14 protein-coding genes, 1 tRNA gene and 1 other RNA gene are annotated in these 22,558 nt (G+C 59.1%); 3 read left to right on the plus strand and 13 right to left on the minus strand.

Annotated elements, in window-relative coordinates:
• Nucleotides 1-71 precede the first annotated feature (71 nt).
• Entirely contained in the window at nt 72-944 is an 873-nt protein-coding gene (locus tag DXC99_RS07900; RefSeq protein ID WP_117629824.1) for a nitroreductase family protein, read from the minus strand.
• A gap of 213 nt (nt 945-1,157) precedes the next feature.
• On the opposite strand from DXC99_RS07900, the gene DXC99_RS07905 reads away from it, so the two are divergent.
• Nucleotides 1,158-3,458, plus strand: a complete 2,301-nt coding sequence (locus DXC99_RS07905) for an LTA synthase family protein (protein ID WP_117629825.1) — start codon at nt 1,158-1,160, stop codon at nt 3,456-3,458.
• A gap of 583 nt (nt 3,459-4,041) precedes the next feature.
• On the opposite strand, the gene DXC99_RS07910 is transcribed toward DXC99_RS07905, so the two are convergent.
• From DXC99_RS07910 to tadA, 11 genes are all read right to left on the minus strand, one after another.
• Nucleotides 4,042-4,740, minus strand: coding sequence for a hypothetical protein (locus DXC99_RS07910; protein ID WP_117582959.1), 699 nt, complete (start codon nt 4,738-4,740; stop codon nt 4,042-4,044).
• A gap of 2 nt (nt 4,741-4,742) precedes the next feature.
• Complete coding sequence (locus tag DXC99_RS07915) at nt 4,743-5,312, minus strand: hypothetical protein (RefSeq protein WP_117629826.1); 570 nt, start codon at nt 5,310-5,312, stop codon at nt 4,743-4,745.
• A 1-nt stretch (nt 5,313) separates the two neighbouring features.
• Complete coding sequence (locus tag DXC99_RS07920) at nt 5,314-10,785, minus strand: hypothetical protein (protein ID WP_117629827.1); 5,472 nt, start codon at nt 10,783-10,785, stop codon at nt 5,314-5,316.
• A gap of 3 nt (nt 10,786-10,788) precedes the next feature.
• A complete protein-coding gene (locus tag DXC99_RS07925; protein ID WP_117629828.1) occupies nt 10,789-11,436 on the minus strand; it encodes a hypothetical protein in 648 nt (215 codons plus the stop codon).
• An 87-nt stretch (nt 11,437-11,523) separates the two neighbouring features.
• Nucleotides 11,524-12,288: a SipW-dependent-type signal peptide-containing protein gene (locus DXC99_RS07930; protein WP_117629829.1), complete on the minus strand. Its 765-nt coding sequence runs from the start codon at nt 12,286-12,288 to the stop codon at nt 11,524-11,526.
• A gap of 71 nt (nt 12,289-12,359) precedes the next feature.
• Complete coding sequence (locus tag DXC99_RS07935) at nt 12,360-12,917, minus strand: signal peptidase I (RefSeq protein WP_158570100.1); 558 nt, start codon at nt 12,915-12,917, stop codon at nt 12,360-12,362.
• An 810-nt stretch (nt 12,918-13,727) separates the two neighbouring features.
• Nucleotides 13,728-14,279, minus strand: coding sequence for a flavodoxin family protein BilS (gene bilS / locus DXC99_RS07940; protein WP_117629831.1), 552 nt, complete (start codon nt 14,277-14,279; stop codon nt 13,728-13,730).
• Nucleotides 14,280-14,390: 111 nt separating this feature from the next.
• Nucleotides 14,391-16,250 (minus strand): ABC transporter ATP-binding protein, encoded by a 1,860-nt coding sequence (locus DXC99_RS07945; protein WP_117629832.1) that lies wholly within the window; start codon nt 16,248-16,250, stop codon nt 14,391-14,393.
• The gene (locus DXC99_RS07950) at nt 16,251-18,113 is read right to left on the minus strand and encodes an ABC transporter ATP-binding protein (protein WP_117629833.1); all 1,863 of its coding nucleotides are present in this window, start codon (nt 18,111-18,113) and stop codon (nt 16,251-16,253) included.
• A gap of 238 nt (nt 18,114-18,351) precedes the next feature.
• An RNA gene (gene ffs / locus DXC99_RS07955) (signal recognition particle sRNA small type) lies at nt 18,352-18,447 on the minus strand.
• A gap of 453 nt (nt 18,448-18,900) precedes the next feature.
• A complete protein-coding gene (tadA, locus tag DXC99_RS07960; protein WP_117629834.1) occupies nt 18,901-20,682 on the minus strand; it encodes a tRNA adenosine(34) deaminase TadA in 1,782 nt (593 codons plus the stop codon).
• 51 nt (nt 20,683-20,733) lie between these two features.
• Between tadA and DXC99_RS07965 the strand changes: the two genes are divergently transcribed.
• Nucleotides 20,734-20,823, plus strand: a tRNA-Ser gene (locus DXC99_RS07965).
• A 3-nt stretch (nt 20,824-20,826) separates the two neighbouring features.
• Here the strand turns inward: DXC99_RS07965 and DXC99_RS07970 are convergent.
• Complete coding sequence (locus DXC99_RS07970; protein WP_117629835.1) at nt 20,827-21,411, minus strand: TetR/AcrR family transcriptional regulator; 585 nt, start codon at nt 21,409-21,411, stop codon at nt 20,827-20,829.
• Between the two features lie 212 nt (nt 21,412-21,623).
• Between DXC99_RS07970 and DXC99_RS07975 the strand changes: the two genes are divergently transcribed.
• Nucleotides 21,624-22,175 carry a LemA family protein gene (locus DXC99_RS07975; RefSeq protein ID WP_089573514.1) on the plus strand — a complete coding sequence of 184 codons (552 nt, stop codon included), beginning with the start codon at nt 21,624-21,626 and terminating at the stop codon, nt 22,173-22,175.
• Nucleotides 22,176-22,558: the final 383 nt, after the last annotated feature.

The raw sequence follows: 22,558 nt of genomic DNA on the forward strand, positions 1-22,558 counted from the left end.
CATTTATGCGGCCTTTAGGCCACCGCGGCGATATGGAATGTGACAAAGGGACAGTCCCTTTGTCACATTCGTCATTTTCCGAGCCAGTTCTTGAACCACCACTCCATGGAGCGGCTCATCTCGGCCATAAAGGGACTCGTGTGCTTACGGGTGTAGATATCGACGACGCGCTCGCCCACCTCGCGGGCGTGCGGGCGAAACATCGCGTCCATCTCGGCCACCTGCGCATCCAAGGTCGCGGCGTCGGCGCGACAATAACGCTCCTCATGCACCAGGTTCACCACGGGATGCGCGATCGCCGGGCGCTCCTTGCGGGGCGTGCCGATGATGAGCATCGACAGCGGCATGGTATAGGGAGGCAAGTCCAGCAGCGCGGCGACTTCCTCGGCGTTCTCGACGACATCGCCGATATAGCAGCTCCCCAGCCCCAGGGCCTCGGCGGCAACCACGGCGTTTTGAGCGGCGATCATGGCATCCTGTGCCGCGATGGCAAAGTCGCCCAGGCCCGGCGCACGACGGGGCGACTTGCCCGTGCGCTCGACAAACTCGGGCTCAAAGCAACCCACATGCTCAAACAGATCGATCCACTTGGCATAGTCGACTACAAATATGAGTGCCCAGGGCGCCTTGGCGATCATGGGCTGATGATCGCACAGGTCGGCCAGGCGGTCCAATGTGGCCTGCTCACGAATGCTCACGATGGAATACATCATCATGGCGCCTGCCGACGGCGCACGGCTCGCCGCATGCAGAATCGCCGCCCGCTGTTCGTCGGTCACCGCCACGGGACGGTCATCGTCATCACGCGCGAAGGCACGCGTAGACGAGCGATGCTCCAAGATGTCCAGCACCGCGTTGCCCGTAGTCTCGACCGGATAGCCGTATGTATCCACGACCGCAGCTCCGTCGCTGCCCATGTCCGCCTTGCAAACCTGCTCGCTCATCGCCCTACCCTCGCCATTTCTTTAAGAAGCCTTTACGTTTCCGTGTAATTCCCGTCCATTATCGCGCAGGTCGCCGCTACATTGCGCAACACCGCCACGCACGCGCGTTATTATGGCTGGTTGTTGTGCGCAGTCACCAAATGCAGCGCATATCTTGGTAACAATCGGGTAAACCCCCGCTTTCGTAGGTTTTAGTTTGTGAGGAGTCTCAGCATGTTCGCTGCCGCCATCTCGCTCGTCGGTCTTGCGGCGACCGTCTACCTTGTCTTGCGCGAGGCCAAGGCCATTCGCGCTCAGTCGGGCACCGTTGCCAAAAGCGCTCTTGGATGGAGCGTCGCCTTCGGCCTGTTCCAGCTCTTTTTGACCGTCTGGGGCGCCATTGGCCTCGTCGCCCAAAACGAGCCGCTCGCCTTTGTGATGCTCATCCTGACCAACGCCATCCTCACCGGCTGCGCTTGGGCCAGCATCGCCCGCGACCGTATCGCCCCGCGCGTCTTTGCGTTTGCCGCGCCCGATGCCCCCGCCCTCACCGGCAAGCTCGCCCGCCTGCGCGGCGCCTTTGTGGGCAAACCGCTCGTCGCCGCCGTCTTGTGCCTACTGCTCGCCGGCGTCTTTGCGCTGCTGGGCATGGAGGTCTCGTCCAACCACGACTTTACCTGGATCTACCCCCTGTGCATTCTGCTCGAATGGGCCATTATCACCGTGCTCATGGTCGGCTTGTTCTTCCTATTCCAGCGCCACGGCGCAGCTCCCGCGGTCCTGGCCTTCGCCCTCTTTGTCCTGGGCATTGCCGAGTTTTTCGTCATCACGTTTAAATCCATGCCCATCCAGCCGGGCGACCTTTCGGCCATCTCCACCGCCGCCGCGGTCGCCGGCAACGGCTACACCTTCTCGATCTCGCTGTTCTGCGTGCTGTCCATGGGCTTTACCGCCATCGCCATGCTGCTGTGCGAGTACGCCGGCCTGGTGGCACCGCACCGTCAGAAGGGTGCCGCCAACGCCAAGCGCATGCTGCTCACCAACCTGCTCGTGGCAGTGCTGTGCCTGGGCGGCGTAACCGCGCATGTCACGCTCATCGACTACTACAACACCCTCGGCATCACCGTCTACACCTGGCGCCCGCTCGAGAGCTACTGGCGCGAGGGCTACCTGCCCGCTTTCATTAGCGCAGCGCAGTCCATCAAGCCGCCCAAACCCGCCGACTACTCCGTCGACGATGCCAAGGCCACGCTCAAAAAGTACGCCAAGGCCTACGACAAGTCCGACGCGGCCAAGAGCGACGAGCGCGCCGCCGCAAAGGAGCAGTTCGACAGCGAGAAGCCCACGGTCATCGCCATCATGAACGAGACCTTCTCGGATCTGTCAATCTACCAGAACATGCGCGCCGGCTACGAGGGCCCGCAGTACTTTAAGAGCCTGTCCAACTGCCTCAGCCGTGGCAAGCTCTACGTGAGCGCCTACGGCGGCGGTACCGCCAATACCGAGTTTGAGTTTATGACCGGCAACTCCATGGCCAACCTGGGCTCGGGCGTGTACCCCTACACCATCTACAACATGGAAACGACCGGGAACCTGGCAGAGCAGTTCAAGTCGCTCGGATATTCCACCACGGCCATGCACCCCAACCACGCGACCAACTGGAACCGCGAGAACGTCTACAAGGACTTTGGCTTTGACCAGTTCCTGTCCATCAACGACTTCCAGGGTGCCGACACCCTGCGCGGCATGGTGACCGACCAGGCGACATACGACAAGATTCTTGAGCTGCTCGACCAGAACGCCGACCCGCAGTTCATCTTCGACGTGACCATGCAGAACCACTCGGGCTACGACACGGGCCTGCTGCCGGTCGACAAGCAGATGCACCTGAACATCGACACGACCGACCTGGATGCCAAGACCGTCGAGGATGGCACGCTGTCCGATGTCGACGAGTATGTCTCGTGCATCGAGCAGTCCGATCAGGCGCTGCGCTACTTCCTCAACGCCCTGAGCAAGCTCGACCGTAAGGTGGTCGTGGTGTTCTGGGGCGACCATCAGCCGTTCTTCCCGTCCAAGTTCAACGATAAGTGGTTTACCGGCGAGGACGACGCCACCCACCAGGAACGCTTGTGGCAGACCGACTACATCATCTGGGCTAACTACGACGTTGCCGGTTGCGACCAGACGAGTGAGGTCGACGACCTGTCCACCAACTATCTGTCCACCCAGCTGATGCAGCTGATCGGCGCACCGCTGACCGACTACCAGAAGGCGCATATGACATTGCGCGAGTCGCTGCCCGCCATCAACTCCGTCGGCTACGAGGACGCCAGCCTGCGCTGGGCGCTCTCCTCCAACGTCACCGGTGATGACGCCGTCGCCGCTGCTGCCACCAAGGCGCGCGAGGATTACGCCAAGATGCAGTATTACGAAATGTTCCGCGACGGCAAGAACGTCTACACCGAGCACTTCCAGACCGAGGCCAACGAAACCGACCCTAACTTGGCACCGGGTACGACCAAGATCAAATAGCGGCTAGCTGCGAGTTCATAACTGAAACGTCTGTCCGGGCGGAGGCATATAAGGTTCCCTGCTCGGACAGTCCTGCGCAAGACGAAGGCCACATTAAGTGGCCTTCTTTGTATTCGGAAAGTGTGTCCCGGAATCTGCCTTCGGAATGGGACGCAGTTTCCGCTTGAGGGCCTGTTGGGAAAGCGCATCCCACTTCAAGAGTAAATTCCGGGTCGCACTTTCCGCTAAGGCTCTCAACCGGAAAGTGCATCCCATTCCAAGCCTTAATTCCGGGACATAGTTTCCGGACAAGACATCAACCGGAAAGTGGGGACCACTCTGAGCGCCGATTCTGGGACACACTTTCCGAAACACCGCCCATCCGGAAAGCCCGTCCCACTCCGAATACATCCAGGCATAAAATCATCAGCTTATTAGGCCTTCTATCAATAAAGAGACACCCTCCCGAGCGGCGGGCTCGAAGTTCATCGCGAGTTCCGCACGCAAAGAAGGCCACTTAATGTGGCCTTCGTCTTGCGCAGGACTGTAGAGCAGGGAACTTCGTGCCAGCCGCCCGGGAGGGCGTTGCGTTTAGAAGATGGACCTAGTACTTATCCCTCCGGGACAAAAGTAGCGCGGCTATAAAAGCGATGCTGGCAAGAGTTAGCAAAACTAAAAGCAACGTGAGCGTGTTGTCGCCCGTTGCCGCCAGACCAAGCAAGCCGGGCTTCTTGCTGTCAGCAGACTGCACGGGAATCTTCTCGCCATCGTCCTCGGCGGTAATCTCCCAGCGAATGGTCTTGTTTGCGTCGGCAAGCTCGTTGCCCACCGACGTCGGAACGCTTAGCTGCAGATTAAGCACCGTGCTGTCATCGCTCGTAAACGTGGCGATTTGCGTGGGATAGGCGAACACGCTGCCCGGTGTTCCTGTCTGGAGCCAACCTGCAGAGGCATCGCCCACAGTCGCCGTTAAGGTGATGGGCGATAGCAGATGTGCCGTCTCGTGATCGACAACAGCCCGCACAAACACACGTACCTGGGACTTTACACCCGTGGTACGAACCCCAATCTGTTGCTCGCGTACATCGCCGGGCATTAGATCTTTAAAGGCTGGAAACAGATCGGGCTCCCCCGAGGAGTCCGTCGCTCCCGATACCGTTAGCTGGCGTGCATTTCCGTCATAGGCAATCGTGGGAACGTCAGCAAACGCACGTGCAGGAACGGCAAGCGCGATAAGGCAGACGATTGCCGCCATCACGCAGCGCAAGGAACACACAACGTCTTTACGAATCGGAGAAGCCATACCTACGCACCTCCATGCGTCGGCACCAGCACGCCATCCTTGACTGTACAGCCCCATGCCTCTGCAACTGCATCGTCGGGCGTGGATTGAATTGCTTGGGTCGAAATGTCAACGACCAGGTTCTTCCCATCTGCCTTCTGCTCAGTCACGCTCTTGATGAGCACATCGGTTTTGCCCATCGGAGCAACGGGAGACGTCCAGTAGTAGTACCCGTCGGACGCGACAACCCAAGACGAGGCGGTGTTGGAAGCAGATGCCTTGGACACACTGCCCCAGTCAATGACGTAGTCGGTGCCGGCAACCGGCTCATCCCACAGGCGTGCGCCATCCTGGTCCTGCCAGTAGATATCCACTGCAGCACGAATATAGGCGGGCGCAGTACCCGTGTTCTTCGCCTTGACATCGCTTTTCACTTTGCCGTTGAGCGTTTCCTGAACCGATGGCGTCACCGATCCGATGCCGAACTGGTTGACCAGCACGCCCGTAACCGAAAGCCAGGCCAACGTGCCTGCCGTACCGGCCAGGAGGATAACCCCCACCAGCAAGGCGATGATGCGCTTGCGCTTGGACATGCTAATCCTCCTTCTTTGCTACGTTGCCGTTGCTCCAAACGTTATGGGCACGATCGCTGCCGTCGATCCATTTGTCGTTCACACGCGTGTTCGTGCAGGTGAACGTGGCATCGTTCGCGCTCGATGCAGACGAAATCGTCAGCTCGGCAGTTTTACCGGGCGCCTTGCCCGGCGTGCTCAGCTCACCCTGGTAGCGCCATGCCCAAGCCGTATCTTCCTCGACGGTATAGATGCCAGCCGGAGCGGCGAACTGCACGCTGCCGACATAGCAAGTTTCACCGTTTTCGTCGCGCTGCTCGCTAACTTTCACCTCGACCATGCGCGTCTCGGCAGGAGAATCCTGCGACATCTTTCGCGTTACCTTAAAGCGGAACGTTTGCCCCATAGCGCTGGCATCGGTCGTCTTTTTAACGATCGTCAGCGCATGAGTCTGGGCAAAGTTGAACACGGCTTTGCCGGGGCCCTGATCGCCCTCGCCCGTCTTCTTGGACTCCAGACGGTTGGCCAGGTCGAACGAGCCGTCACCCGAACCAAGGCTGTAGAGCGAGACAAACTTGCCGTTTACGGGCTCTTCCGCCACAGAAACACCCTCTGTACCAGGCCCGTAGCTTGCCCGCATTACCGTAACGGTCAGCCGCGTTCCCATAAACGGCTTGGCAAAGCAGACCTTAAACGGCGCCTTGTCGGCACTGTCATCGACGGTGTTGGCGGCGGCGGGATCGAGCAGCCACTTAAGCTGGGCGGTCATGGTTTCGGACTTCGCGGGATCAGACGTATCTTTGGCAACCACGCGATATGTAACGGGATACAGGTCCATGTCGCCCTTAATTGGCTCGTCCTTAAACACATCCCAAGGCTTCGTATCACCATCGGCGCCCACATATCGCCACTCCAAGAAGAGCTCACGCATATCGCCATTGGCGGCCGCACGCTCATCGAGCAGCGCGACGATCTTGGAATGGGCGTCCGGGTCGTATGCCACGGACTTTTGCTCCATCATGGGATTCCCGCTGTTGTCATAGACGGGGCGGCCGTTCTCATCCATTTTGGGAACATCAACCGTATAGACGAAGCCGGACTTGCCGTCCTGCGCACGCTCGTCGCCCGAGTCGACCGTCGCCGTAAAGAGAACCGACCCGTCGACACCGTGATAGCGCACCTTATGCGGCGCAATCTTGTACACCGCAGTGTACATCGCGCTCTTAAAGGGCTCATTGCCCTCGAGGGGATACTTGTCGTCACCGGTCATCAGGGTGTACTTGTTATCGGATTCATAGTCACGCGACCAGCAGACAAAGTCGTACTTGGTGCCATCCTTGCCGACAACCTCAGTTGCAGCTTTTACCTCCAGCGAAATTTGATCACCAGAGTCGGTCCGCGAAAGATAACGCACAGAACCGGGGTCATCCAGATTGGCATCGATATTCGATTGAACACGCACCGCGCTGGCGCGGTAGACCGGATACAACTCCATGGGGGCCTTGACCACGGTGCTTTTATTCACCATGGAAACGTCGTCCGACCAAACGACATAACCGTTGCCAGCTACCGGCTTAGTTTCCGTCCAGCCCACGAAGGCATTGTATGCGTTTGTTGCAGCATCGATATCGCCGACGTTATACGTTGGCAGCGGGATGCCGTCCTTAAGGCTGCCGAGAGAATCGCCCTGCTGGGCTACCTTACCGTCCACATCCCTGGCATTGAGATGGTACACAACCGCCAACGGCGAATAGTACGCCACGAATGTATAGGCTCCGCCAGGTTCCACCGGATAAGAGCAAGTACCATGCTCCACATCGTAGGGAAGCGTCTTGATCTCGCCGTTCGGAAGCTCGATCTCAACCTTCTGCAACTTATACAGCTCACCGCCTGCTTTATAAACCGGCGTCGTAACGTCAGGGGTCACCGTTGCCGTAGCAGGATTGGTGTCCGCGTTGATAACGGGAGCGATGTTGTAGCTAGGCACATTGACCTTGTCCGTACCCTCAAAACCTGCGCGATGCAGGTTGGTGGTGTAGCTGACGTCGTACTTTGCGTAGACGGGATAGGCATCCTGCCACTGGGTGACCTTGGACTCGTCGGTCGCCAGATACGGCTCTGCCTTATCCGGATCACTCGTCACATAGGAGTCGCCGGCGACGTCGTAGATATACTTCCAGACGTCAGAATCCTTCTGAACCTCGGCGGTCGAAATCCAGCCCAGGAACTTATAGCCCGGCACGGCCATGTCGGCATCGGTCGGGGAAGCTTCGAGGGTCAGGGGGCTCTCATACGATCCCTTCTCACCATCTTCTGGCTTTTCGGCCACTTTAACCGACTTATTAACATGCGGGTAGTAATACGTGAACGTCGGATCCGCCCCGTTCACCTTGGTCTGCAGCAAGTTACTCTCATAGCGCCGCGTGGCAGTCCTCACGACATTATCGCCCTTGTTGTAGAAATTAACGTCCGTGGTAATCATCGCGCGAACGTAGTACTTCTTATCTGTACGCACCATGCTCTCGATGGGATTTTTCACATATGTCCAATATTCACCATCGCGCTCAAGCGTCCAGAAATTCAGGCGATAGCGATCATTCACCGGTTTGACCGTTACGTTCAGCGAAGCCGAAGTCCAAGTATCGCTTAGCGTTGCAGCGCCTGGAAAATCGGTATCGGCATAGAGGTTTTTTAGAGTATCGGCTCCCGTATCGTTTTTAACGTTGTGCGAGTACGCGTTAAGGGGACTCACGACAAGGGTTTCCTTCGTGAAGCGCGTGCCACACGTTTCATAACTATCCTTTATACCGTGGTCAACATGCTCCGGGCCCCAGTGGACGACGTTTTCACGCACGAAGGTACTACCGACGTTTTCCTCAAAGGGCGTTTGATAGCGATTCCAAACGGAACAAAGTAGCTTGCTGTCCGTAAACTCATGGTTGGTATAAGCCCGAACGTAATAATCCACTCGGTACTCAAAGCGGGCGATGTAGGTATGCGGCGCGGTTAAATCGACATCGGCGGGGAGCGTATAGCTGGGGTCGCGGCTTACGCGCACCTCGAGCGGGGCATCCTCGGTTCCCTTGTTTTCATACCAACCCAGGAAACGATAGCCGTCGGGCAGCTGGCCCTCCTCGGATATAGCTTTACCGGATACGTCGAGCACCCGTACGGTATACGCGCTTGTGCCATCCTCGGCAGTCTCAACCTTAACGTCAGTTTTGCCCACACCGTCGCGCCGAGTCTGATCGTCGGTTGCATCCTGCTCATTGCCCTCAAACACCGTCATGATGTTCGACACATAGTCGGTGTACACCGGATAAAAATCGGTAGGACCAAGCACAGTGATCTCGGTGCCGGCAGGATAGAACGCACCGGCGTTTTTTAGCTCGGCAAGCTTAGGCGAGGTGATGGCCGCGTAACCGCCATGCATCCCGGCCTCGCCACTCGGCTGCGTCGTCCAACCGATAAAGGTGGCGCTGGCGGAAAGAGTGCCGCGGTCCGCAGGGGCAGCCGGCGTTAAACCGACGCCATAGCGGTACCAGTCCGTCGACTTGTCGTGCTCCTCGCCGCTCTGCCACGCGAGCGTCTCGCCCTTGACGTTATAGAACAGTACCTGCGCCTCGTACGAAGCAATAAACAGGTCGTTGCCCTTAAAGGCCTCGGCCCCCTTCGCGTTATCGGCGGTATAGGTCGACGTTATCTCGTGCGCTTCGTTCTTCTGGACCTGCTTGCCAGCCTTAACGGCATCGGCATCGGTCTTGCCGTTAAACCAGGCGTTATCGGCATCGATACGGTTCACATTGACTCCGGACTCGCGGAACCAGCCCATGAAGCGATAACCGCCGTTGGCATCGGTCAAGCCCTTGGGCTTTGCGGAGGTATCCTGCCTAAACGTCACCGATGTATCGCCCTGGGCCAAGCCCTGGGCCGTTCCCGCCAGCACGGCGCTCACGGCAAAGGCGTACGGATCCGAGGTCGCTTGATCAATACCGAGTTTGGTTGCCGTAATTGTCGCGGTACCCGCACCGGGAAAATCGATCGTCGCCTTAACGCTCTGGCCATGCACAGGAATATTCAGCTTGTAATCCATCGCCCACTCATTGGGGTGCGGGCCATCCAGGGTCCCGTCGTTAGCAGTCGAGCGCATGGTGCCGGCACAGAAGTCGTAGTCGTGCTCTTCCCACAGCTCGCGCGTGGTGTAGCGCTCGTCGTCCCATGGACCATAGCTGTCGCCCTTGGTGGTACCGTCGCCGCCAAAAGAGGGGATCTTTTTCTTAGCCGCGGTACCCTGGCTGCTGCCTTTTAGGCTCACGCTCGGCTTAAAGTAGCACTCGGTGACCGTGGCATCATCCTTGTTGGCACGCGCGGCAATACCGCCCAGGTTCACATCGTTTTGAATGATGGGGATCACGGCGATGGGATTGTACTGACGCGAGCTCAAGTCACCCGCAAAATGGCTTCGAACGAGCTCGTTGCCCTTTTCGGTTAGAATACGACCCGCCAAGCCACCCGTCCACGCACGCGTCACGGCGACGACGCCCACATATGACGCGGCATAGCTGTAGCACTGCGCCGTCGAGAAGCAGTCGATAATCTTGGCCTCGCCCGCCATGCAGCCCACAAAACCCGAGGCGTACACGTTGTTGCCGCCCAGGGCGCCAATGGCCACGTCGTACTTATTGGTGACGTCGGTCATGCCAATCGAGCCATCATCTTTGCGCGTAGGCGTAACGCGGCAGTACTCAATCGTCGAATTTGTAACGTAGCCGGCAAACGCCGCCATATACAGACCCTCACCGCCGAGCGCCTGCACGCCCGAGGTCGTGTTGTTAACGGCGCGGCCACCACGTACCTCGCAGTTATAGAGGGTACAGCCGTCGAGCTCGCCGGCGATGAGACCGCCCTCAAAGCCTGCGTTGGTAATGAGGTTGAGAGCATTGTTGGCGCAGGTCACGTGCAGCGTGCTCTCCATGACCATAACGTTTTCGAAACGCGTTTTGACGGCCTTGCCCACGATAATGCCACCGCGGAAGTCCGCCCACACGTTGGCGTCCTTGACCAGGAAGTTTTTGATGGTGGCGCCGTTGGTCTCGGCAAAAAATCCCGTATCGCGCTCGGGGTCAAAAGCGTCTTTATCGTAGTTCAGGCCCTCAACGGCGTGGTTTTGACCATCGAACACGCCCTTAAACGGATGCTCCTTGTTGCCAAACGACAGATGCTTAACGGTGTCTGCAACGATGGTTTTCATGTCGTCGCTGTCGAGCTCAATGTCGTTATCGAGATAAACGTGCCAGCCGGACGTATCGCGCTCGCGCGACAGCGCCACACACGACAAAAAGTCAGCCTCGTTTTTGATGTGGAATTCGATTTTGGCCTCGGGCACATCCTCGGCATGCACCACCGTTGGCAGCGCCATAACGCAGCAAAGGGCAATCGCTGCGACGGCAACCAGCCTGCTAAGCATACCCCGGTTCATATTCTTGATCTTCATAGGCTAGTTCGCCTCCGGCCAACCCACAACGTCAAGTACGTCGAGGGCGGTATCGCTTGTCTGCTGGTTTTTGGCCTGCACGGCCTGAACATCGATATCGAGCTTGAATGAGCCGCCGCGCGCGGCATCGTGGTAGTCGCCCACAAATCGCAGCGAGTCCATAAGGCTTTCCGTCATGGCGCCGGGGTCGAGCATGCCGCCACGCCCGGCCAATCCACGGTAGTAGTACCACCCATCGCCGCCGTCGATCCACGGGGACCCCTCGTCCGCGTTCACATGAAACGCAACGCTGCCCGAGGCATCCGCACTCGAACCGTCGGGTGCCACTGACGTCATGCGTAGACGAGCGCGAACGTACTCAGGCTGCGCGCCGGCGTTCTCCACGCGTACAATGCGGCTGATGTCAGAGCCCCCGGCCTTGGTGTCGGGATAGTCCCCGCGCTCGTTGGCCTCAAACGGAATCTCCTCGCCCCGCTCGTTGAGGGTGTATTCGCAGACTCGTACCTTCACGCTGCCAAACGATAGGACGTTGTTCGCCGGAACCATATCAACGGTAAAAGCCAGCGTGCCACACATGCACGCCAGGGCCAACAGCGCAATCGCGGCAAGCGCCAAGGTGCGTTTCTGATTGTCGGAAAGATTGTTGAGCATTACGTTCGCCAATCGTCGATAAAAAGGGGGACCGAGATCCCAGCCCGAATATAGGGGTGGGGGCGGGCCGGGATCTCAGTGGGGGGATTAAGCCTGAGCCTGAGTCTTAGCCCATTCCTTGGCCTGCTTAAGGGCATTCTGCGCGTCAGCATTTTCACCCTGCTCGGTGCCATTCTGGCCCGCGCCAAAGATGTAGGCAGAGACCGTCATCGTGGGAGCCTGTTTCGGGTCAGTAGTAGTCTCGACAACATCGGTGTTGTTCATGGCAGAGGGAATCGTCACGGCAGTGAAAAGCTCATCGGTATAAACGTCCTGCTCTGCTTTGTTGGCTTCGAGCTTTGCAGGCAGGTTCTCTGCGGCAGAGTTCTTGGAGTACATAAACAGACCGCTCACGTACTGGTTGCCAGAGTTGTCAGATTGGTTGGTCTTGACTTGACCCTCAACGGGCTTCCAATTCGTATTTTTGAGCGTAAAGTACGGGGTCTTTTCAAGGCTGGTGCCAGGCTTGACGATGGCATTCTTTACGTAAATGAATACGTATGCATCATCAGAGCCAGCCTTGATGCCGACATTGGGGTTCTTGGCCACAGTGGCGCCAGGAACCATCTTGGAGTTGGCAACCCACTGGGTCTCGAACAGGTAGGCCTTTTCAGTGTTCGGATTATCGGGGTCCGGTTTCTCGGGATCGGTCGGATCAGGCTTGTTTTCCGGGTGGCCAAAGCTACCCACCGTGAACACGTTGTCAATGTGCTCCTGCGCCGTCAGCCATGCATAGGTACCCACACCGGCGGCCATCACCAACAGCAGCAGGGCGGCAATGATGCCGTAGCGCTTTTTCTTCTTGTTTTCCATCGTTCTCTTCCTTTCGAAAATCGACTTCCCCGGCAACGGCCCTTGCCGTTGCCGACACCTCTCCCCTGCCGCTATGAACGCCGCTCCCTCGCATGCGCGCGGGCATGCTTGCCCGCAGGCTCGTCGGGAACCACCCGATCGAGCACTATCGACGCCGCGACCAGCAGCGCCAGAACGGCCACCACAACAAGCAAACCGGGCATCGTCGTGCAATATGCGTTAACGAAGCCCAGGTAAGGGACACAAAAAGAGACAGTGCCGATCACGCGTGAAAAAGGCGTCTGCTCGGCATCGTGCATGATGGTTCCATCTGCATTTTTGTTTGCGATTCCCTGCGTGCCGATCGTCTGCGCGGCAGGGTCGATCTCGTACACCTGGTGCGTCACCACGGCGCCGTCCGATCGGTAAAAGGTTGCATTGTCGCCCACGGTAATATCCGTTGGCTCAACCTGGCGGACAAACACCATGGAGCCAACGGGAAGATCGGGTTCCATAGAGCCCGAAAGCACAGCAAAGGGCATGTATCCAAATGCGCGAGGCACAAAAGAAACAACGGCAAGGGCTATGACAAGCGCGAACGCCAAGCTACTCAAAAGTGCAATAAATCGTTTGAGTCTACGCGCAGCCAAAGTGATAATTCATCCCCCTTGAGGACCTATTCGACCCATCCAAAGGTCAGCAAGTTTCAACAGGAACCGCAAGGCGCTTGAAAAGTGAGTCCGAAATAAGCCAATTTGGAATCTTTTCGTAATAAAAACATAGCGATGTGCTACACATTTTTCAATGTTTTGTCGCTAAATGCTACCTATTTTGGCGTAAGTGGTCATTTATCACCAAATTAGTCTGTTTTATCCAATATCTGTGACTAACCCCCTACGCAACTTCCCCATAGAGGGATCATTTTTTTGCGAAACTAAAATAATGGTACCCCCCCCCACATTAAAACAAACTGCTGGAAGCGCCATTTATTTCCGACCCCTTTTACTAGAGTTTTTATGACAACCTCATGTAGTTCGCAGCCCATAACCCTCTGAAAACCGTGTCCCAGAATTCCCGTCCGGAGTGGGATGCGGCTTCCGCTTGTGGCCCCGTTGGGAAGCCGTATCCCGCTTCGATCACAAATTCCGGGTCGCACTTTCCGCCAAGACCCTCAACCGGAAACTACATCCCATTTCTCGACCGAATGCTGGGATGTAGTTTCCACAGAGCCCTTCACCGGGAAACCGCATCCCATTCCAAAGGCAAATTCCGGGACGCAGCTTCCGCAACCCCACCCATCCGGAAATCCCATCCCACTCCGCACACATCCGGGCATAGAACAATCAGCTTATTAGGCCTTCCATCAATAAAGGGGCGCCCTCGTGTCATGAAAAAAGCCCCGAGAATCTCGAGGCTTTCACGTTTGTACGATTGAACGCGCGGCACCGCAAGCGGCGAAGTTATTCGCCCAAAACGGCCTTTTTTGCGGCTGCAGCCATGTTATCCATATCTTCCTTGGTGGGATGGTCCTTCGCGGCAACCCAGTTGTCGAGCAGCATCTTAAATCGGGCGTTTTCGGGATCTTGCTCGAGCATTGCCTCGTAGCGCTGCTTAACCGCGGGACCCATCTTGCCCTGGCACATCGCCCAGCCTACAAGCTCGGCATCATTGGCCAAATTGGAGGTCACGCGATCGATAATCTGCTGATAATAGCTCTGGTCGGCACCAAAGCCGCAGGTGCCAAACAGGAAGACGCGCTTACCGTGCAAGGCGGAGAGCAACGCCGCGACCGAAGGCGTGCACGCGCCCTTGTCGCACCAAAAACCGACGAGCACCGTGTCGGCCGCGCAGGCGCCCTGCGCCTCGAGCGCAACCTGATCTGCGTCCGCATCGTCGCTCAACGCCGCGGCGTGGACAAACTCAACGCCCGCAGCCTGCAGAGCGCGCTTGATCGCCCCCGTAACCATCCTGGTATTACCGCTCTTGCTGTTGACCACCATAGAGCATGTCATAGTCACGTTGCCTCGTTTCCCCCGAAACTCGAGCCATTAATGCAATTTGTTAGAAGCATATCTTAGTACTAACGGCGCAGATGTAAACCATCTGCCGCTAATCGGTATTCCCTACTGGGCGAATTGGCTGCGGTAGAGCTCGGCATAGAAGCCGCCTGCCGCTAGCAGCTCGTCGTGCGTGCCGCGCTCGATAATCTCGCCGTCGCGCATCACCAGAATGCAGTCGGCGTTGCGGATGGTGCTCAGGCGGTGCGCCACGACAAAGCTTGTGCGACCTGCCATGAGCTCGTCGAATGCCGCCTGAACCTGCAGCTCGGTGCGGGTATCGATGCTCGAGGTCGCCTCGTCCAGCAGCAAGATCGCCGGGTCGGTGAGCATGACGCGCGCGATGCACAGCAGTTGTTTTTGACCCTGGCTAAACGTGCCGCCGTCCTCGCCGATTACCGTATCGTAGCCGCCTGGCAGCTGCACGATAAACTTGTGCGCATGCGCGCGCTTGGCAGCCTCGATAACCTGCTCGCGCGTGGCATCCGGGCAACCGTAGGCAATGTTTTCGGCCACCGTGCCCTCGAACAGCCAGGTGTCCTGCAGCACCATGCCAAAGGCGCGGCGCAGGCTTGCGCGCGTGTAGTCACGCGAAGACCGGCCATCGACCGCAATGCGACCGGCATCGATATCGTAAAAGCGCAGCAGCAAATTGATGAGCGTCGTCTTGCCGCAGCCCGTGGGACCAACGAGGGCAAAGCGCATGCCGGGCTTGGCCTCGATGCAAATGTCCTGCAGCAGCTTGCGGTCGTGAACGTAGCTAAAGTCCACATGTTCAAAGGCGACCTCGCCCTTCGGGGCGGCAAGCTCCGCGGCATCCGTCGCATCGGGCTCCTGCTCGCGCGCATCGAGCAGCGCAAACATGCGGCGCGCCGAGGCGTACGCGGTCTGGATCTGCGTAATGACGTTGGTGACCTCGTTGAACGGCTTGGTGTACTGGTTGGCATAGGACAGGAAAATCTGCACGCCGCCCACCGTAAGCGCCGCGGGCACGCCCGTGATCACGCCCACGCAGCCGATCACAGCGACCACGGCATAGATGATGTTATTGATAAAGCGCGTGCCGGGGTTGGAGAGCGAACCCATAAACTGCGCACGCTCGCCCGCGGTGTAGAGCTCAGCGTTGAGGGCATCGAAGCGCTGCTGGGCGTTGGGACCATAGGCAAAGGCGTCGACAAGCTTTTGCTCGCCTACGTACTCCTCGATATGACCACCGAGCTGCCCTTGAATACGCTGCTGTGCCGTAAAGCTTTTGTTGGAGAGCTTGGCAATAGCACCGGCTGCAAAAATGGAAAGCGGCGTGACGAGCACCACCACGAGCGTCATGGTCAGGTTGATGGAGAGCATAAACGCGAGCGTGCCCACGATGGTAATAACACCGGTGAAGAGCTGCGTGAAGCCCTGCAGCAGACCGTCGCCCACCTGATCGACGTCGTTGACCACGCGGCTCATAAGGTCGCCGTGGGCGTGGCTGTCGATAAAGCTGAGCGGCATACGGCTGAGCTTGTCGCTTGCCTCCACCCGCATGTCGCGCACCGTCTCGTAGGACAGGCGGTTGACGCAATAGCCCTGCAACCACTGGAAGGCCGCGGCTCCCACCACAACGAGCGCGAGTTTGGTGACGAGCGGCAGCAGTGCATCGAAATCCACCTGGCTCGCGGCAACAATCAGGTCGATGCCCTCGCCAATGAGAATAGGTGTGTAGAGCTGCAAGATAACGGAGATGGCGGCACTCACAAACGACGCCGCAAACGAGACGCGGTGCGGGCGAACATAACCCATCAGGCGGCGGGTCACCGCGCCCACGGGATAGCGCTCGGGATCGCCGGGCTGGCGTGGGCCGTCACCCAGGTCGTTGAGGTTATCGTTACCGGACACGTTTGCCGCCATCGTGGCGACCGAACCGGAGGAAGTGTACGGATTCATTTAGCAGCCCTCCTTTGCGCAGACAGATGCGGGGACGGTCGGAGCGGACGCGGGTCTTGGGGTGGGCGTGGGCGTCGTGCTCCCCTGCTGGCCCTCGAGCTCCTCGCGGCGCAGCTGCGACTGGCAAATCTCACGATAGAGTTGGCAGCTTGCATACAACTCGTCATGCGTGCCCAGGCCCGCGACCGAGCCGTGGTCGAGTACGCAGATCATGTCGGCGTCGTGCACGGTCGATACGCGCTGGCTCACGATGACGGTTGTCAGCGGCAGCCCGCCCTCGGCGGCACCGCGCACGCTGCGCTCGCGGATGGCATGGCGAAGCGCCGTGTCGGTCTTAAAGTCGAGCGCCGAGGCGGAGTCGTCCATGATCAGAATCTGGGGCGAGCCCACCAGGGCACGCGCGATGGTCAGGCGCTGGCGCTGACCACCGCTAAAGTTCTTGCCGCCCGCCTCGACCGGGGCGTCGAGCCCCTGCGGCTTGTTGCGCACAAACTCGCTGGCCTGCGCCATATCGAGCGCCGCCCAGAGCTCATCGTCGGTCGCCGCCTCGTCGCGCCAGGTCAGGTTACTGCGGATGGTGCCACTCACCAGCGACGCACGCTGCGGAACGGTTGCGACCACATGGCGCAGCTGGTCGAGCGGCCAGGCGCGCACGTCGGCGCCCATCACGCTCACGCTGCCGGTGCCCGCATCGTACAGGCGCGGGATAAGCGAGACGAGCGTGGACTTGCCGCTACCCGTACCGCCGATAATGCCGAGCGTCTTGCCCAGCGGGAGTTCCAGCGTCACACCGTTGATGGCATTTGCCGCGCCCGCGCCAAAAGAGAAGCTCGCATGGCTCAAGCTCAGCGCAGGAACTGGAGCGACATTGCCCGGCTTGGGCAGCGCGACCGGCTGGTTGTCCCCGTCGGTGATGCTCGGCTCGCAATTGAGCACCTCGTTGATGCGCGACGCGCTGGCGCTCGCCTTGGTAAAGACCACGACCAGGTTGGCGACATACACGATGGAGGTGAGGGTCTGCGTCATGTAGTTCACAAACGCCATGACCTGACCCTGCGTGAGCTCGCCCACGTTGACCTGGATGCCGCCCACCCACAGGATGGCGCACACGCCCAGGTTCATCACCAAAAAGGTGACGGGGTTGAGAATCGACGAAAGCTTGCCCACCACGATGGCGGTATTGGCCTGGTCGTCGGCGGCCTGGGCAAAGCGCTCGCGCTCGTGGTCTTCGCGCACAAACGCACGAACCACGCGGGCGCCCGAAAGCCCCTCGCGGCAAATAAGCGCGATGCGGTCGAGCTTTGCCTGCAGCTGCCTGTAGTACGGAATGCAGCGCGCCATGACAAACCAAAACACCAGGCCAATGGCGGGCGTGCAAATCAAGAAAATCACGCCAAGCTTAAGGTCGATGGCAAGGGCCGCGACCATGGAGCCCACCGCCAGGAAAGGCCAGCGGATGAGCATGCGCACGCCCAGCGCCACGGCAAGCTGCACCTGGTTGACGTCGTTGGTAATGCGCGTGATGAGCGACGGCGTGCCAAAGCGATCGAGCTCAGCATAGCTCAGCTTGTTGATGTGCTGGTAGAGCGCACCACGGATATCGGTACCCATGCCCTGCGAGGTGAGCGCCGCCATCTTTTGGCAGACGAGCGTAAACGAGATGCCGATCACAGCCATGGCGCCAAGTACCATGCCGTAGTGGATAACGGCATTAACGTCGTGCGAGCCAATGCCCTTATCGATCATCTGGGCAATCACCAGCGGCGTCAGCAGGTCAAAGATCACTTCGATCAACTTGCACGCAGGGCCGATCACCATATATCGGCGAAACTTACCACCAAAACGCCTGAGCAGCTCAATCATAAAAAGGCGCTCCCTATCATCATCTCTCTTCAATCTGATTCATGATAGTACGGCGAACCCTGAAGATGCGTAAGCAACTCGTTACAGATGTAAGGGCAACGGCCGCTAGCGCCCAAGGCACGTAGCAGCCGATGTTTTGGCAACGCCAGCGAGCGACATAACGCCAGGGATTCAATTATCAGATAAATGTGACCCTGCCGGCACTCGCGGGTAGCCGCGGCACGAAAAAGCGCCTGCGCACTCGATGGATTCGGATGCCCGACAGAGGCTCCTTATGGCTGCTTCCTTCCGGACCTGACCAGATTCGGAACATGTCGTCATCCGAACCCATCGAACGCGCTAGGCGCTCGATATATCTTACCTGCTCCCGCCCGATGGGGCAAGACAGCTAATTTGGGACGGGGCTTTTTTGACTACTTTTTGACTGGGGACATCAGGGTGACGAAAGTAGCCAAGAAAGCCCCGTCCCAAAAAGACTGATCTGGTGCTGCGCCACGAAAAGGCCCCATCTACTACGTTTTGGTCGCAGGGGTCGACCATAGCCGACTTTTTCGGAAATCGGCAAGCTCTCTACCTGCGGTTTCATTTTTGCAAATTCCGAGATAGTCGAGGGTGGTCGGTTAAACGTAGTAGATAGCCGTGTTTCGTGGCAAACGGTCCGACTCGAAACCCATGTCGACCAGCCTCGGATGACCATTCACGAAGTTACGGTGGAATACGGACTGAATTGGCACCTTAAAGGCAAAAACACTCCGTATTTCACCGCAACTTATCGAGGGGATGGGTTTTAGAGGCGGGCGAGGTCGTAGGATCGAGCGGCAGACTCGCCGGCGCAGATAAGGTTGGTTATGGCTTCTTGGGGATCGAGCGCCAGCTCAAGGCCCATGGGCTTGCGGCAGATCGTCAAAACCAGGTCGACGCCCTGCTCATACACCGCATCCAGGTTGTCAGCGCGACCGCCCACGACGGCGACCACCGGCTTGCCATAGCGCTTGGCACGGCGGGCCACACCCACCGGCGCTTTGCCGGCGGCGGATTGCTCGTCCATATTGCCCTCGCCCGTTATGACCAGATCGACATCCCGCACGCGCTCGTCAAACCCAATCAGATCAAGCACCGTCTCCACGCCCGAATGTAGCTCTGCACCGAGCGCTAGCAGCGCGGCGCCCAGACCGCCAGCGGCACCGGCGCCGGGCACGCCGAGCACCGAGCCAAACGTCCGCGCACCCTCGGACACGCGCAGCAATCCCTGAGCCCGTACCTCGGCAATCGCCGTATCGAGCAGGCGGCCGTAGCCGACCATCCAGCCGTCGCACCCGCCCAGCGCTTCGACATCGTCTGTCGGCAGGCCCTTTTGCCCGCCAAACACCGCAAGTGCCCCGCGACGCCCCACGAGCGGGTTTTCGACATCGGAAAGCACCACGACACGCGCGCCATCCAAAGCCTGCAGCGCTGGCGCCAAATCAACGCTCGCCACCTGCTCAAGGCCCGCAAGACCGGGAGCGATATTGCAGCCACGGTCATCGACAAGACGCGCGCCCAGCGCTTGCAGCATGCCGGCGCCACCGTCGTTGGTGGCGCTGCCGCCCAGTCCCATATATAGGGTCCTCGCCCCCGCGCGAACCGCACGAAGCATCAGCTCGCCCACGCCATAGGTCGTCGCGGCCAACGCCGCCGACTCCGTGCACGGCGAGTACCCGATGCCCGCGGCTTCGGCCATCTCAATGACAGCCGACTCGTGCTCGCCGTCCACCAGCATCCGGGCAGCCACGCGCTTGCCCAAGGGACCCGCCACCTCGCAGGTCACAATCTCACCGCCGCACGCGGCAACGGCATCGAGCGTTCCCTCACCGCCATCCGCCAGCGGCAGCGCGCTTACTTGGGCATCGGGCCACACGCGGCGCACGCCCCCGGCAACTGCCGCCTCCGCCTGCGCGCTCGACACGCTGCCCTTAAAGGAGTCAATCGCCAGCAGCACACGGCGGGACCGGCGGCACGCAGGACCAAAGTCAACTGCCGCGCCAGCATCCTCACCGGCACCTGCAAGCGCTGCGGCGTGAGCGGCGTGTGCTTCAAGATCGGCCCCACAACCGCAATCAGCGCCGCCCGCTCCGCGCAGACCGCCAAAATAGCTACTCAGCAGCTCGCGGCATTCATCCGCCAAGACCCCAGCCGTCACATTAAACCGATGATTCAGGCGCGAATCGGCATTGAGGTCGTATAGCGACCCCAGGGCGCCCGCCTTAGCATCGGCCGCGCCGTACACGCAGCGCCCCACGCGCGCATTAACCATAAGCCCCGCGCACATGCAGCAGGGCTCGAGCGTCACGTAGACCGTACAATCGGAAAGGCGCCAACGACCGAGCGACTGAGCGGCGGCGCATAGGGCCGCAAACTCGGCATGCGCCGAAGGATCCTGGTCGAGCTCGCGGCGATTATGCGCCCGCGCGACAATCTCACCCGCGCGCACCACTACGGCACCGATCGGCACCTCGCCCACCGCCGCGGCGGCACGCGCCTCCGACAGCGCCTCACGCATGAACTTCTCATCGATTCCGGTGCTCGTCATCGTTCGCCTCCCCTGTTGCAAATCCAAAACGATGCTATCATTACGACTCACGGAGAGATGGCAGAGCGGTTGAATGCGGCGGTCTTGAAAACCGTTGAGCGCGAGAGCGTTCCGGGGGTTCGAATCCCCCTCTCTCCGCCACTCTTAGTGACTCACCGGCGTCATGGTCCGCTCGAACAGCGCATCGACCACGTCGGCGATTTCGGATCGGCGCTCCAGTACGTGGCCCGATTCCCACCACATGGTGAAGAGCCGAATAATGCCGCCGGCGACAAACTCAGACGTCGTCTCGAGCGATACGGGCGCAAGCGCATCCTCGTCAAGCGCGCTCATCACGCGCCCGCGTATGGAGCGCGCGATGCGGTCGCAAATCATGCTGGTCAGCATGCCCGACATACTGCTCGCCAAAATGTTATCCATGAGCTGCTCATGCGCCAGAATCAGATCCATGGCATCGGCGAACACTTCGTGGCGAAGCGCGCGCACGTCCTCGGCGCCCTCCGCGCCATCCGCATCGGCCCGCTTTTGCGGCAGACCCGACATGAGTTCATCGATATAGAAGGCAAAGTAATCGTTTTTGTCGCGGAAGTGCTTGTAGAACGTCGTCCGACGAATCATAGCGCGGTCGCACAGCATGGCAACCGTCACGTCCTCAAACCGATGCTCTTCGAGCAGCTCAGTAAAGGCCTCGAACAGGACCCGATAGGTTTTCTTGATGCGAAGGTCCATACGTATCGCCCTCCTCAAGGAAAAGACATCGCTCACTAATCTGTCGCATATCTTACACCTGTATCGCCCACCCCCTGGCGAACGGCCTCACCTTGGTGGAAACATAACGCTTACCGGAAAGTTCGGTATCGCCAAGGGTTGCGGGTATACTAGTAGCGTTACACCAACGGCAGCCGGCGGAAGACGCCGCGGCCATTCGAAACGGAGACACCATGATTCCCGTCATCATCGGTATCGTTGTTGTCGTTGTGATTGTCTGCGCCATCGCCGGCATCTACAACAACATGGTCACCAAGCGCAATCGCATTGATAACGCCTGGCAGAATATCGACACGCAGCTGCAGCGCCGCAACGACCTGATCCCTAACCTAGTCGAGACCGTCAAGGGCTATGCCAAACACGAGCAGGACACGCTTGCCGCCGTGGTCAACGCGCGCAACGCCGCCGTAAGCGCCACCACGCCCGAAGCCAAGATGGAAGCCGACAACGTGCTGACCGGCGCTCTGCGCCAGCTCTTCGCCGTGGCCGAGGCTTACCCCGATCTTAAGGCGAACACCAACTTTACGCAGCTCCAAGCCACGCTCGAAGACACCGAGAACAAGGTGAGCTACGCGCGCCAGAGCTACAACGACTGCGTGCTCAGCTACAACAACGCCATCCAGACGTTCCCTGCCGTCATCTTTGCCGGCATCTTCCAGTTTAAGGAGCGCCAGGGCTTCGAGGCCGCCGAAGCAGCCCGCCAGGCACCGACCGTCAAGTTCTAACAGGTTGCCAGCGCATCCTTAATCCGCTATATGCATAAACCGCCCCGTCGAATGCATACTTCGACGGGGCGGTTTCCTTTGTCGCGAAGGTCCCCCTCAAGGCGCCGTGCATTTTTGGGAGTATTCAGCATGCCCGACAGCTTCGAGCGCCACGATAAATGCCAAAGACCGCGAATATCCCTGCAAATCAAATGCTGTCAGCCCATAACCCCGCCCATCATTCGTAGAAAACATCGATAAATCCCGATTTTTCGCCCGAGGTCGGTATGCAAGGGCCTTCGATTGCAGAATACTCGCAAAAATGCACGTCGCCACCACCCCCACATGGCGCGACGCAAAACAAAAGCGCGGCCTAAAAGGCCGCGCGCCATCTTTCATTCAGA

This window comes from Collinsella sp. TF10-11AT (assembly GCF_003437565.1).
Lineage (GTDB): Bacteria > Actinomycetota > Coriobacteriia > Coriobacteriales > Coriobacteriaceae > Collinsella.

Bases quoted from the DNA above. Each gene is read 5' to 3' on its own strand.
- DXC99_RS07900 (WP_117629824.1), bottom strand. From the start codon at position 944: ATGAGCGAGCAGGTTTGCAAGGCGGACATGGGCAGCGACGGAGCTGCG.
- DXC99_RS07905 (WP_117629825.1), top strand. From the start codon at position 1,158: ATGTTCGCTGCCGCCATCTCGCTCGTCGGTCTTGCGGCGACCGTCTAC.
- DXC99_RS07910 (WP_117582959.1), bottom strand. From the start codon at position 4,740: ATGGCTTCTCCGATTCGTAAAGACGTTGTGTGTTCCTTGCGCTGCGTG.
- DXC99_RS07915 (WP_117629826.1), bottom strand. From the start codon at position 5,312: ATGTCCAAGCGCAAGCGCATCATCGCCTTGCTGGTGGGGGTTATCCTC.
- DXC99_RS07920 (WP_117629827.1), bottom strand. From the start codon at position 10,785: ATGAAGATCAAGAATATGAACCGGGGTATGCTTAGCAGGCTGGTTGCC.
- DXC99_RS07925 (WP_117629828.1), bottom strand. From the start codon at position 11,436: ATGCTCAACAATCTTTCCGACAATCAGAAACGCACCTTGGCGCTTGCC.
- DXC99_RS07930 (WP_117629829.1), bottom strand. From the start codon at position 12,288: ATGGAAAACAAGAAGAAAAAGCGCTACGGCATCATTGCCGCCCTGCTG.
- bilS (WP_117629831.1), bottom strand. From the start codon at position 14,279: ATGACATGCTCTATGGTGGTCAACAGCAAGAGCGGTAATACCAGGATG.
- DXC99_RS07945 (WP_117629832.1), bottom strand. From the start codon at position 16,250: ATGAATCCGTACACTTCCTCCGGTTCGGTCGCCACGATGGCGGCAAAC.
- DXC99_RS07950 (WP_117629833.1), bottom strand. From the start codon at position 18,113: ATGATTGAGCTGCTCAGGCGTTTTGGTGGTAAGTTTCGCCGATATATG.
- tadA (WP_117629834.1), bottom strand. From the start codon at position 20,682: ATGACGAGCACCGGAATCGATGAGAAGTTCATGCGTGAGGCGCTGTCG.
- DXC99_RS07970 (WP_117629835.1), bottom strand. From the start codon at position 21,411: ATGGACCTTCGCATCAAGAAAACCTATCGGGTCCTGTTCGAGGCCTTT.
- DXC99_RS07975 (WP_089573514.1), top strand. From the start codon at position 21,624: ATGATTCCCGTCATCATCGGTATCGTTGTTGTCGTTGTGATTGTCTGC.